We start from the raw sequence: 11717 nt of genomic DNA, 5'->3' as shown, positions 1-11717 counted from the left end.
CTCGATGCATGCCCTCCGATACCGCTGCCGCCTCGCTACGGGAGCGCAAGCGCGAGCGCACCCGTGTCGCCATCGTCGACGCCGCGCTGAAGCTGTTCGCCGCCAACGGATACGACGGCACGACGGTGGCCGATATCGCCGCGGCGGCCGATATCGCACCGCGCACGTTCTTTAGCTATTTCGCCAGCAAGGACGACGTGCTGTTGCCCGGTGCCGACGCCCGGGTGCAGGCGGCTATCGACGCCATTGCCGAGCGCGGGTCCGAGGATCGTCCGGCCGACGTGCTGCTGCGTGCCCTCGGCTCGGTGATCGACGGTGGCCACGACTTCGCCGACGAGCAGGGTGCGCTGCGGTTCCGGCTGGTGCAGACCATTCCGGCAATCCGGGGACGAGCACTGCAGTACCAACTCGACGCCCAGCGGGAGATCGCGCAGCACTTGCAGACGGCGTACGCGGACGAGCTCGACGCCATCGGTGCGGGTGCCATCGTCGGGGCCTTCGTTGGCGCGGTGACCGGCGCCGTCCAGGCCATGGTCGACACCGGCGTACCCCCAGGCCGTAAGGCCCGCGCCCTGGCCTTACGGCGGGCCACCGAGATCGCGCTGCGGCCGTGGCAGCGAACTGAGCATGAAATCTGAGTAATGTCCCCCATCCGCAGCACGCCGGACTACGACAAGCTGCGAAACATGAACGCACTCAACGACTCATCCAGGGTCACCGCCGCATTCTTCCTCCAGGCCGCCATCGCTTTCGGGGCCAGTTTTCTGGGTCTGCTCGGCGGGGTCCTGTTCCTGCCCCTGGATCTGTGGCAGCGCCTGTTCCTGGCGATGACGGTCCTGTTCCTCGTGACGAGCTCGTTCACCCTGGCCAAGGTCATCCGCGATCAGCAGGAAGCCACCACCGTCCGGGTCCGGCTCGACGAGGCCAGGATGGAAAAGCTGATCGCCGAACACAATCCGTTCACCTCAGCCTCCTGAGGTCCACTCCAGAAGCTTGTCGACCGGCCAGGTGTTGACGATGCGCTCGATCGGCACCTCCGCATCGAGGGCCCGCTGGGCCCCGTAGCCGAGGAAGTCGAGCTGACCGGGCGCATGGGAATCGGTGTCGATGCTGAACAGGCAGCCGATCTCCAGTGCCATCGTGAGCAGCCGGGTCGGCGGGTCGCGCCGCTCGGGACGGGAATTGATCTCGACGGCCGTGCCGTGCTCGAGGCAGGCGGTGAAGACTTTCTCGGCATCGAATTTCGACTCGGGCCGCATGCCGCGTCCCCCGGTGACCAGGCGTCCGGTGCAGTGCCCCAGCACATCTGTGTGCGGATTCGAGACGGCCTTGATCATGCGTCGGGTCATGGCCGTGGAGTCCATCGCCAGTTTGGAGTGCACGCTGGCTACCACCACATCCAGGCGTTCCAGCAGTTCAGGCTCCTGGTCCAGCGATCCGTCTTCGAGGATGTCGACTTCGATCCCGGTCAGGATCCGCAGCGGGGCCACAACCTCGCGTAGCTCCTCGATGACTTCGAGCTGCTCGCGCAGCCGGTCCGGGGACAGCCCGTTGGCGATCTTGAGCCGGGGAGAGTGGTCGGTCAGCGCGCAGTACTCGTGTCCGAGGTCGCGGGCGGCCAGCATCATCTCCTCGATCGGGGCGGATCCGTCCGACCAGTTGGAGTGCACGTGCAGGTCTCCCCGGAGTGCGGCCCGAATGTCGCCGCCCCCGAAATCGACAGCCGCCTCACGTAATTCGACGAGAGTGTCGGGCTCCCGGCCGGACCAGGCCTGCGCGATCACCTTGGCGGTCTTGGGCCCCACCCCCGGCAACGACTGCCAACCGTTCGTCGCGCCGAGGCGTTCCCGTTGGGCATCGGACAGCGCCTCGACGGTATCGGCGGCATTGCGGTAGGCCATCACTCGCCGCGGGTCCTCCCGGGCGCGATCCTTGTAGTACGCGATCTGGCGTAGTGCGGTCACCGGGTCCATGGGCACTGCTCAGCAGTCGCCCGGCCGTGCCGCGCAGTGCGGCGTGGTGCCCGGGAACCGGTAGCGATGTGTGGCGACCCAGCGGTAGACCGCGTTCTGCAGTTGACGTACCCCCGGCATCCGATACACGTGCAACGGGATCCGGGTGCCGAACCCGGCCGAGACGGCGGCGTTGATGGCTTCGGCGCCGCGGTACACCTCGCCCGAGCAGTCCTGCCACCACGCCGCTTCGAGCATCTGATCGGCCGGCACGCCGAGCCGGTCAGCGGTGCCGGCGGCCTGGAATGGCGCGGTCCGCAGATCGCCGGTGCGCTGCCGGCTCGTCAGAGCGTTCACGCTGCGGGTACACATGCCGCAGTTGCCGTCGAAGTACAGGACGCCGTTCATACCTCCAGTGTGCCCGCATCGGGACGGGCATTTGCGCCGTATGACCGGCAGCCCTACAGTGGATTAAGAAATTCCTCAATCCATCAATTCGTCAGGTCCTGCCATGTCTCGGCTACTGCCCAATCGCGGCGACTACACCGAACTGCCGCGGTCGTGGCGCCGCGACGTCCTCGCCGGGGTGACCGTCGGCGTAGTGGCCCTGCCGTTGGCGTTGGCTTTCGGGATCAGCTCGGGTGTGGGAGCCGCCGCCGGGTTGGTCACGGCAGTGGTGGCGGGCCTGGTCGCGGCCGTATTCGGCGGTTCGCACGTGCAGGTGTCCGGCCCGACGGGAGCGATGGCGGTGGTCCTCGCGCCGATCGTCGCGCAACACGGACTCGGCAGCATCGCGCTGGTGACGGTGGTGGCGGGGCTGGTGGTGCTGGCCGCCGGCGTCACCGGACTGGGCCGGGCGGTGACGTTCATCCCGTGGCCGGTGATCGAGGGGTTCACCCTGGGCATCGCGATGATCATCTTCCTGCAGCAGGTCCCCGCCGCATTCGCCCAGCAGGCGCCCGCCGGTGAGCGCACGCTGCCGGCCGCGATCACGGTGATCGCCCAGGCGGACTGGACAGCCGCGGCGAAAACCCTTGGGGTGGTTGGGGTTGTCGCGCTCCTGATGGTCGCGCTCCCCCGCCTGCACCGCGCCCTTCCCGAATCCCTGACCGCGGTCATCGTGGTCACCGTGCTGGTCAGCCTCCTCCACATCCCGGTGGCGGCGATCGGTGAGCTGCCGTCGCATCTGCCCGCGCCGGTGCTCCCCAACGCTGATCTGGGCGCCTTGCGGACCCTGCTCGGCGCGGCGCTGGCCATCGCCGCGCTGTCGGCCATCGAATCGCTGCTCTCGGCGCGGGTTGCAGCCACCATGTCACCGACCGGACCGTACGACCCCGACCGCGAGTTGGTCGGGCAGGGTTTGGCGTCAGTGACATCGGGCGTTTTCGGCGGCATGCCCGCGACGGGCGCGATCGCGCGCACCGCGGTCAACGTCCGGGCCGGCGCCCGAACCCGCGTCGCGGCGATCGTGCACTCGCTGGTACTGCTCGGCGTGGTCTACCTGGCAACCGGACCGGTCTCGACCATTCCGCTCGCCGCGCTGGCCGGAGTGCTGATGGTGACGTCGTTCCGGATGATCTCGGCGGGCACGGTGCGAAAGATTATGCGCTCCACCCGATCCGATGCATTGACTTTCGTGCTCACCGCCGTGGTGACCGTGTGCTTCGACCTGATCGAGGCGGTCGAGATCGGCATCGTCGTCGCCGCTTTCTTCGCGTTGCGTTCCGTGGCGCGGCGCAGCAGCGTGGTTCGAGAGGAACTTCCCGGTCCGCACCTGCCCGGCGACGACGAGATCGCGCTGCTGCGGCTCGACGGTGCGATGTTCTTCGGTGCCGCCGAACGCATTTCGAGCGCGATCGTCGACGCCGAACATCCACACACGTCCGTCGTCATCATCCGGATGTCGCAACTCGGCATGCTCGACGCCACCGGAGCCCACACCCTCGCGGAGATCGCCACCGAACTGGAGTCGCGCGGAATCACGGTGATCATCAAGGGTGTCCGACCCGAACACGCCGAGTTGTTGGCCAACGTCGGCGTGTTCGAATCACTACGGCACGAGAACCACCTGCTCGATTCGCTGGACGACGCGATCGCACATGCGCGAACGCACGTCAGCGCTAGGTGACCGTGCGGATCAGCTTCTTGTTCACGAACTCGTCCATGCCGAACCTTCCGAGCTCGCGGCCGAAACCGGACCGCTTGATGCCGCCGAACGGCAGCTCGGCCCCTTCGGCGCCGACCGCGTTGACGAACACCATGCCCGCGTCGATCCGGTCGGCCACCCGCGCGGCCTGATCGGCGTCGGTGGTGAAGACGTAGGAACCCAGCCCGAACGGGGTGTCGTTGGCGATCTCGACGGCCTCGTCTTCCGAACCTGCCTTGTACACCACGGCCACCGGGCCGAAGAGCTCCTGACGGTAGGCGTCGTTGTCCACGGTGACTCCGGTGAGCACGGCCGGCGGATAGAACGCGCCGCGGCGCTCACCTGCCGACTTGAGCTCGGCGCCCTGCGCGACGGCGGCCTTGACCTGTTGCTCGAGCCGTTCGGCGGCCAGTTCCGAAGAGAGCGGGGCGATCCCGTCGGCGGCCGCCAGCAGCTTGTCGGTGAACTTGGTCAGGAAGTCGTCGTAGATTTCCTCCGCGACGATGAACCGCTTGGCGGCGTTGCAGGCCTGCCCGGTGTTCTCCATCCGCCCCTCGACGGCGGCTTCCACCGTCGCGTCGAGATCATCGGTGGACAGCAGGATGAACGGGTCGGACCCGCCGAGTTCCAGCACGCACTTCTTGAGGTTGCGGCCGGCGATCTCGGCCACTGCCGCACCCGCCCGCTCGGAACCCGTCAGCGACACCGCGGCCACCCGGGGGTCGGCGATGATCTCGGCGACCTGGTCGTTGGTGGCACGGATGTCGACGTAGGCGCCTTGCGGGAGCCCGGCCTCCAGGAAGATCAGCTGCAGCAGTTCGGCGGACTCGGGGCACTGCGGAGCGTGCTTGAGCAGAATTGTGTTGCCCACGATCAGGTTTGGACCGGCGAAGCGGGCGACCTGGTAGTAGGGGTAGTTCCACGGCATGATCCCGAGCAGCACACCGACCGGGCCCCGCTTGACCACCGCGTTGCCCTCGCCCTCGAGCAGGGTGATCGTCTCGTCGGCGAGGAACTTTTCGGCGTTGTCGGCGTAGTACTGGTAGATGGCGGCGCTGAAGTCGACCTCGCCCAGGGCCTGGTCGCGCGGCTTGCCCATCTCTCGGACGATGACGTCGGCAAGCTGCTCGCGACGCTGCTCGTGCAGGGCGGCGACCTTACCGATGAGTGCTGCCCGCTCGGCCACCGTGGTGGTACGTGCCCAGGTGCGGCCGGTCTTGGCGGCAGCTTCGATTGCGGCCTGGATCTCGGCGTCGGTCGAGGTCGGGTAGGTGGCGACCACCTTTGCGGTCGCCGGATCGGTGACTGCGTACTCGCTCATGTCTACTCCCAGATGGTCTGATCGCGTGATTCCGCATATTTCCCTGCCCGAGACTACCGATTGCGGCGTCAAAATGGCACCGAAGATACGGAATCAGCACGGACCGGTTCGCCCGGAATGAATGCCGCGACGGGACTAGTTTCTGAAGGCGTGCGCTTCGCCTTCAAAACATCCCCGCAGAACACGACCTGGGCCGACATGCTTGCCATCTGGAAAGCGGCCGACACGATCGACGTCTTCGAATCCGGCTGGACGTTCGACCACTTCTATCCGATCTTCTCCGACTCGTCCGGCCCCTGCCTCGAAGGCTGGACGACGCTGACCGCGCTGGCCCAGGCCACTGAGCGGTTGCGCGTCGGCGTGCTCGTCACCGGTATCCACTACCGCCATCCCGCCGTGCTGGCGAATATGGCGTCAGCACTCGACATCGTCTCCAACGGTCGCCTCGAGCTCGGCATCGGCGCCGGCTGGAACGAGGAGGAATCGGGTGCCTACGGAATTGAGTTGGGCTCGATCAAGGAACGCTTCGACCGGTTCGAGGAGGCCTGCGAGGTTCTGAAAGGACTGCTGACACAGGACACGACGACGTTCGACGGCAAGTACTACCAACTCAAGGATGCCCGCAACGAGCCCAAGGGCCCGCAGCAGCCGCATCCGCCGTTCTGCATCGGCGGCAGTGGCGAGAAGCGAACGTTGCGCATCACCGCGAAGTACGCCGATCACTGGAACTTCGTCGGCGGTCCGCCCGAGGAGTTCGCCCGCAAGCGCGATGTGTTGGCTGCGCACTGCGCCGATCTCGGCCGCGACCCCAAGGAGATCACCCTGTCGGCGCACGTGCGCCTCGGTGCGGACCACGATGTCGCGAAGGTGGTCGACGAGGCCGCAGCGCTGGGCGCCGAAGGCCTGGATCTGGCGATCATCTACCTGCCGCCGCCCTACGATCCGGCCGTGCTGGAACCGTTGGCCGAGGCGATCAGGGACTCGGGCCAGCTCACCGCCTGACGCATACGGCTACGCCCTCGGATCGGCGCTTTTGCGTCGATTCGAGGGCGTTCAGCTATCGAGACGGATACCCGTCAAACCCCGAAGCGAAGTAGCTCGTCGGCCGTGACCAGGCGTTCGCTCTTAGCTGGGAATTCACGGCTCTTCATCGGATGACGGAACAATGACCAGGCAATACGACCCATCCGCGACCGGCTGATCGGATTGATGTACACGGTGATCACTCCTGCGAATTACTGGTTGCTGTACCCGTAGTTCTACGTTACCGCAGCACTCTCACCACGTCATTAAATACCCGGCATCCGGCAAACAGCGCGAGGCACGCCGCACATAAATCAGATGTTTCTGATGTTACTGATGTGGTGATTGAGGCGGCAAAATCGGACCTTTCCGAGATACAGGTCACATCTAGACGCTGGCCAAGGCGTCCATGCGCTGTGATGCAGCACACAGCAGTTAATTAAGAGATCTCTCAAACTCGGCTTAGTTACGACCGTCGATGGTGAGGCTCCGGCGCGCGAACACGAAAATTGCCGCGCGGGAGCCACTCGTCCCACCGCTAGACTTCTCGCGGGATATAGGGGGTCATGTTGGGTTTCGTCGATGGTCTGACCAATTTCGCCGAGGGCCCACTCAAACTCGTCAGTGGTGTCGTAAACGGTGCCAAAGACGGCGCGAGTTTCGTCGACAACATACTCGACAGGGATATGGGGGGCGCCCTTCAAGATGGCTTGAAGCTTGCGGACGACGCCGGTGACATCGTCGAGGGCCTCACAAGCCTCGGATTCGGGGTTGGGCCACTACCGACAGCATTCAAATCGATGAAGAGTCTTGTGCCGGCCGAGTCCAAGATCCTATGGCTAGCGCAAATGGCGATCGACGGCATGAAGTTGACGACGGGATCAGGAAACCCCACTAACGGCGATGAGTTCCGCGGCTCGAGCGAGCGCCTCGCGACAGCGGTAGCAACTCTCATCGCCGCGGAGCCACATACTGATCGGTGGGATGGAACCGCCTCCCAGGTCTACAACGCGGTGAACGCATCGCATCGACGCGTCACGTTCGAGGTACAGAACGCTGACATCGAAGTTGCAAACATCCTCGACACCGAGGCCGGACAGGTGGGTCGCATCCGAGAAACCCTCGACGACCAGATCGACTGGCTCAAGGTCTATGACTACGCAACCATGGCGATGAATGCCACCGGTCCCAGCGCCGCACTCAAGATGCTGCTGGATACCGCCGCCGCCGCCACCGCAACGGGAATTGCGGGTTCCGCGATCGGCGTCCTGTTCAAGAACAGCTTGGAGAACGCCTGGCGCATCCGCGATCAGCTCGACGGGTACGAAAACGGAGCACGAGACACCTCAGGCAACCCCGACGGTGCGTGCGAAGTATTTTCGATGCCAAAGAATCCCGAGGAAGAGCTTCCCCGCTATGACAGGTTGGCGGACAAGCTGCCGGAGGACCCTTACAGCCCGATCGAGGCCCCGACACGGTCGCGACCCGAAACGAAATACACCGTTCCGAGTCCCGAGGATCCCATCGTCTACGGCCCACCGGCTACGCCTTACGGGAATCCAGCGCCCTTGAGCCCGACCACGCCGAGTACTCCCCCACCCGCGACACCAAAAGCTCCAGCGGCTGCGGGGCCACCACCCGCGGCCCCGCCGCCCAAGGTGCCGGCAGCTGCTGCACCTGCCGCTCATACCGGCCAACGCGCGCCCGTCACCCCAGATGTTCGCGCCGAAAGCACAACCCCCGTGCCCACTGCCCGATCCTGAATTATCGCGAAAGAATCTCAATGCCAACCGATTACGAGAAGAACCTCTCGGTCCTCACCGATCACATCCGACACCTGTCCGAGAAGCAACACACGGCAGTCGACCTGATCACGGGAGCCAATCGGTCGATTGTCGACCCTGCACGGAATGTTCTAGATACCCACGGACTCATTTGCGGTGCAACGAATCTCGCTGTGGCTGCGGTCGAGGCTGCCCGTCGGACGGCCGGTGGAAAGATGGAGAAGGTTTCCACCGAACTCGCCGAGAAGTTGACCACCGCGGCCGCCAACTACGACAACACCGACTCCGCCGAAGGCGGGAACATCAATACATGCGGGGTTTGAGTGGGTGACAACTGGGATGACGACGCCTGGGACGGCTATCCCGAAGACGAGTCGTCGCTCGATGCACTCGACTTCACGAACCTGATCGAGCCGCCCGAGGACAACTCTGCAGCAGAGACGCCGACTCCCGATGCTGACGACGACGCTGTCCTGGCAGTCTATTTCACCGTGACAAATCCCCCAGGGACAGTGTCGGTCAGTGCGATGACGAGTGGTCAGCCTGCACATGTCGACCTCTCACCGCGAGTAGTCGATATGACGGAAAGCCAACTCGCCGACGAGATCCTCGTGATTGCGAGGCTCGCTGCACAACAAGCCCTGGCTGGACAGAACCTGATTCTTTCGAGCGTCCTGGAGCGATTGGGCGCCGATCGAACCTCGATCCGCAACCATCTGGAGCACGATGCAGGGCTACCGTCGGCCGAAGCCGTGCTCGCCGAGAAAGCTCAGATCTTCGCTACCCGGTACCGAGATGACGGAGACGACTGATTTCCCAACCGCTCCCGGCCAAACGACGTTCACGTTGGCCATTCGTTGTCGCAGCACTCGTGACGGTCGTCATTATCGTCATCGGTGCCATCATGTGGTGGTTCTCGGCCGGCGCTGAAGCCTTGGCGCGGCATCGCTGGACGCCCCCGGAGCAGACTTTCCTGCCGTCGATGCACACAAAGCCGGTTCCTGGGTGGAAGATTGACGTCGCAACACTTGGGTTGCCCCCGGATTCGAGAATCACCATCGGCGACGACCCGAGCCTGCCCGGCCCCATCGTCAGAACGGGAACGTCTCGCGCCTACCTCATCGCCAGTAGTCCTGGGCCCGCACCACAGTGGTGGCTGACCGGAGTTGACGCCGCGGACGGCCACCGGTTGTTTCCCCCAGTCGCGCTGAACGTGACGGACACAGCACCGAGCTGCTTCATCAACGGACCTTCGGTCATGTGCATCGCAGACGACTATTACCGAGCCACCGCGTGGGTGATCGACCAGCGCACCGGGGAACTGACGTTCACGGGCCCGACCGACGTGCGTTTGATAACGGGGAAGCTCAAGGCCGCACAGGTTGGCAATTATCTGGTCGCGGCCACCGAGAAGCAGGGCATCTACGGAGTGGGCTCCGAGGCCGAGACCACGTGGTTTGTTCCCGGGAACGGCGTCATCGGTCCCCACAACGATGGTCTCGTAGTTCAGGGCACGGGCACAGAAGGTAGCGCCACCATGTTCTCCCTCAAGGACGGCGGGGTGATCGTCCCGGAGTTTCCCAGCGACGCCGAAACACGCAATGCAAAGTTCTTCGAGGGCGGATTAGTTGGTCAGTTCGCCGACGCACCAGGTCCTGGCTTCGTCCAATTCTTCGACACGACAGGGAAACTCACCACCGACAAACGTTTCGAGGGCACCCTCGCCAGCACGACAGCCAACTTGATCACGGTCAATGGATCCGATGGCTACGCGGTGTACACACCGCAAGGCGCAAAACTACTGCGCCCATCCGGTGCCGCCGTACAACTGATCGGCACCACGCTGTGGGTAAGTGAGACCGACAAAACTACCCAGCAAGACCTCTATCGCCCGTATGACATGCGGACCGGCAACAAGGGCAAGCCGTGCGAATTCAACTTGAGCACAGGCTATCTCGGATCCGACGGCACAGTGGCGGTGCGCGCTCCGGTCAATCCGAAGTCCGACCTGCTGGCCGATGCCTGGGATCTCACCAAGTGTGAACGAGTGTGGTCGATCCCGAGGAACGGACCACTCGGCCGGGTCACCCGCCTGGGCGACACCCTGGTGCGCTTGTCTGACGACGGCACCGAACTGTATTCGCTGCGCTAGGTGTACATCTAGGCCCGAGCCAGCTCCTCGTCGAGGAACTCCGGTGGGTAGTCGTCGAGGTCGTCCGTAGTCATGGCGATCTCGTCGGGATCGTCCGGCTCCGGCGGCGTGCTCAGCCGCAGCCAACTGACCGCCGCGATCACGAAGCACCCAAACACCAACGGGTACCACCCGCTCGCGAGCTGGCCGGTCCAGAAGCGTCGCAGGTCCAGGAAATTCCAGTACACCCCGCTGAAGTACATGGTGGTGTGATTGCGGCCGGGCCGGTGCAGCGTCCACATGAAGGTCAACGTGAGCAGCCCGGCAGCCCGGTACGCCCAGCCACGGGCCCACTGCCCCTGCGTCGTACACGCCTTCGCGACGAGCCAGAAGATGGCGGGGGCGAACCACACCCAGTGCGCCGCCCAACTGAACGGCGACACCGCGCAACCGGTCAGACCCACCAGCACCACGGCCAGTGCTCGTTCGCCTCGTCGGTGCGCCCACGCCGCGATGGCCATGCACGCCGCGAGTACCAGCAGGCTCACCACGATCCACAGCCATTCCGGCCGCGGGTTCGGGGCGAAGTACCGGGCCAGAAATCCGTTGATCGACTGGTTGGCCAGGTGATCGATCGAGCTGATGTGGGCGGTGTCGCCGAGGTGAGTCCAGAACCAGGCGCTGTCTTTCGGCAGCAGCGGCCAGGTGAACGCCGCCGTTGCGACAAAGGTGATCCCGGCCGTGGCCGAGGCCCGCCACTGCCGGGTGAGCAACAGGTACGGGAGGAACACCAGCGGGGTGAGCTTGATGCCCGCGGCGATCCCCAGCCCGATCCCCCGCCATCGGGCTTGTTCCGGGCGCAGCAGGTCGAGCACCGCTATCGCCATGAGTAGGACGTTGATCTGTCCCCACCACAGGGTGGCCTGCACCGGTTCGACGTCGACGACGATCACCGCGAGCGCGGCGCTCATCACGCCGAGCCGCAGATCGGCGCGGATGCCGGCCAGGCGCAGGATCCGCCATGCGATGAGCGCCAACAAGCAGACCGAGAGTGCCAGCAGAAGGTATTTGGCGACGTCGAAACCGAGCCAGGCGAACGGCGCGAGGACGAAGGCCGCGAACGGCGGGTAGACAAACCAGGCGCCGCGCAGCGCCGGTTCCTGGTAGAGGCTCCTACCGTCCCAGGAAGCGTGCACGCCGGCGCGGTAGGTGTCCAGGTCGAAATTGTTCCCGGTCAACCCGAAGAAATGCGTCCCGAACGGCACCAGGTGGTTGTGCACCACCAGTGCCAGCACAGCCACCAGCACCGCACCTGAGACGATGCGACGTCGCAGCCTCACCTCTCCACCCCCGGTTGGCG

General features: G+C 64.9%; 12 protein-coding genes. 8 read left to right on the top strand and 4 right to left on the bottom strand.

Annotation, left to right across the window (positions count from 1 at the left end; all coding sequences use genetic code 11):
• Nucleotides 1-8: 8 nt before the first annotated feature.
• Complete coding sequence (locus tag AC4LGL_RS16070) at nt 9-638, top strand: TetR/AcrR family transcriptional regulator (protein ID WP_491839625.1); 630 nt, start codon at nt 9-11, stop codon at nt 636-638.
• Nucleotides 639-686: 48 nt separating this feature from the next.
• Nucleotides 687-977: a YiaA/YiaB family inner membrane protein gene (locus AC4LGL_RS16065; RefSeq protein ID WP_491839710.1), complete on the top strand. Its 291-nt coding sequence runs from the start codon at nt 687-689 to the stop codon at nt 975-977.
• On the opposite strand, the gene AC4LGL_RS16060 is transcribed toward AC4LGL_RS16065, so the two are convergent.
• Entirely contained in the window at nt 966-1973 is a 1008-nt protein-coding gene (locus AC4LGL_RS16060; protein WP_491839624.1) for a PHP domain-containing protein, read from the bottom strand. The two genes, AC4LGL_RS16065 and AC4LGL_RS16060, sit on opposite strands and share 12 nt — an antisense overlap.
• Nucleotides 1974-1982: 9 nt before the next feature.
• Nucleotides 1983-2360: a thiol-disulfide oxidoreductase DCC family protein gene (locus AC4LGL_RS16055; RefSeq protein ID WP_491839623.1), complete on the bottom strand. Its 378-nt coding sequence runs from the start codon at nt 2358-2360 to the stop codon at nt 1983-1985.
• Nucleotides 2361-2463: 103 nt separating this feature from the next.
• Here AC4LGL_RS16055 and AC4LGL_RS16050 point away from each other — a divergent pair, with 103 nt between their 5' ends.
• The gene (locus AC4LGL_RS16050) at nt 2464-4080 is read left to right on the top strand and encodes a SulP family inorganic anion transporter (protein ID WP_491839622.1); all 1617 of its coding nucleotides are present in this window, start codon (nt 2464-2466) and stop codon (nt 4078-4080) included.
• Here the strand turns inward: AC4LGL_RS16050 and AC4LGL_RS16045 are convergent.
• Nucleotides 4073-5419 (bottom strand): NAD-dependent succinate-semialdehyde dehydrogenase, encoded by a 1347-nt coding sequence (locus tag AC4LGL_RS16045; protein ID WP_491839621.1) that lies wholly within the window; start codon nt 5417-5419, stop codon nt 4073-4075. The genes AC4LGL_RS16050 and AC4LGL_RS16045 overlap by 8 nt on opposite strands.
• 150 nt (nt 5420-5569) lie before the next feature.
• Here AC4LGL_RS16045 and AC4LGL_RS16040 point away from each other — a divergent pair, with 150 nt between their 5' ends.
• The 5 genes from AC4LGL_RS16040 to AC4LGL_RS16020 all read left to right on the top strand — a co-directional run bounded on the left by AC4LGL_RS16040 (nt 5570) and on the right by AC4LGL_RS16020 (nt 10378).
• Nucleotides 5570-6421 (top strand): LLM class F420-dependent oxidoreductase, encoded by an 852-nt coding sequence (locus tag AC4LGL_RS16040; RefSeq protein WP_491839620.1) that lies wholly within the window; start codon nt 5570-5572, stop codon nt 6419-6421.
• Between the two features lie 587 nt (nt 6422-7008).
• On the top strand, nt 7009-8205 hold the full coding sequence (locus tag AC4LGL_RS16035; RefSeq protein WP_491839619.1) for an EspA/EspE family type VII secretion system effector: 1197 nt from the start codon (nt 7009-7011) through the stop codon (nt 8203-8205).
• Nucleotides 8206-8225: 20 nt separating this feature from the next.
• Entirely contained in the window at nt 8226-8549 is a 324-nt protein-coding gene (locus tag AC4LGL_RS16030) for an ESX-1 secretion-associated protein (RefSeq protein WP_491839618.1), read from the top strand.
• On the top strand, nt 8550-9038 hold the full coding sequence (locus AC4LGL_RS16025) for a YbaB/EbfC family DNA-binding protein (protein ID WP_491839617.1): 489 nt from the start codon (nt 8550-8552) through the stop codon (nt 9036-9038). It abuts the gene before it with no gap.
• A 59-nt stretch (nt 9039-9097) separates the two neighbouring features.
• Nucleotides 9098-10378, top strand: a complete 1281-nt coding sequence (locus AC4LGL_RS16020) for a 9-bladed beta-propeller domain-containing protein (protein WP_491839616.1) — start codon at nt 9098-9100, stop codon at nt 10376-10378.
• 8 nt (nt 10379-10386) lie between these two features.
• On the opposite strand, the gene AC4LGL_RS16015 is transcribed toward AC4LGL_RS16020, so the two are convergent.
• On the bottom strand, nt 10387-11697 hold the full coding sequence (locus AC4LGL_RS16015) for a glycosyltransferase 87 family protein (protein ID WP_491839615.1): 1311 nt from the start codon (nt 11695-11697) through the stop codon (nt 10387-10389).
• Nucleotides 11698-11717 lie beyond the last annotated feature (20 nt).

The sequence above is a fragment of the Mycolicibacterium arcueilense genome, from assembly GCF_058536225.1.
The sequence above is the reverse complement of the archived record's forward strand: the minus strand, read 5'-3'. Positions and strand labels throughout refer to the sequence as shown.

Bases quoted from the DNA above. Each gene is read 5' to 3' on its own strand.
- AC4LGL_RS16065 (WP_491839710.1), top strand. From the start codon at position 687: ATGAACGCACTCAACGACTCATCCAGGGTCACCGCCGCATTCTTCCTC.
- AC4LGL_RS16030 (WP_491839618.1), top strand. From the start codon at position 8,226: ATGCCAACCGATTACGAGAAGAACCTCTCGGTCCTCACCGATCACATC.
- AC4LGL_RS16055 (WP_491839623.1), bottom strand. From the start codon at position 2,360: ATGAACGGCGTCCTGTACTTCGACGGCAACTGCGGCATGTGTACCCGC.
- AC4LGL_RS16050 (WP_491839622.1), top strand. From the start codon at position 2,464: ATGTCTCGGCTACTGCCCAATCGCGGCGACTACACCGAACTGCCGCGG.
- AC4LGL_RS16045 (WP_491839621.1), bottom strand. From the start codon at position 5,419: ATGAGCGAGTACGCAGTCACCGATCCGGCGACCGCAAAGGTGGTCGCC.
- AC4LGL_RS16060 (WP_491839624.1), bottom strand. From the start codon at position 1,973: ATGGACCCGGTGACCGCACTACGCCAGATCGCGTACTACAAGGATCGC.
- AC4LGL_RS16070 (WP_491839625.1), top strand. From the start codon at position 9: ATGCCCTCCGATACCGCTGCCGCCTCGCTACGGGAGCGCAAGCGCGAG.
- AC4LGL_RS16035 (WP_491839619.1), top strand. From the start codon at position 7,009: ATGTTGGGTTTCGTCGATGGTCTGACCAATTTCGCCGAGGGCCCACTC.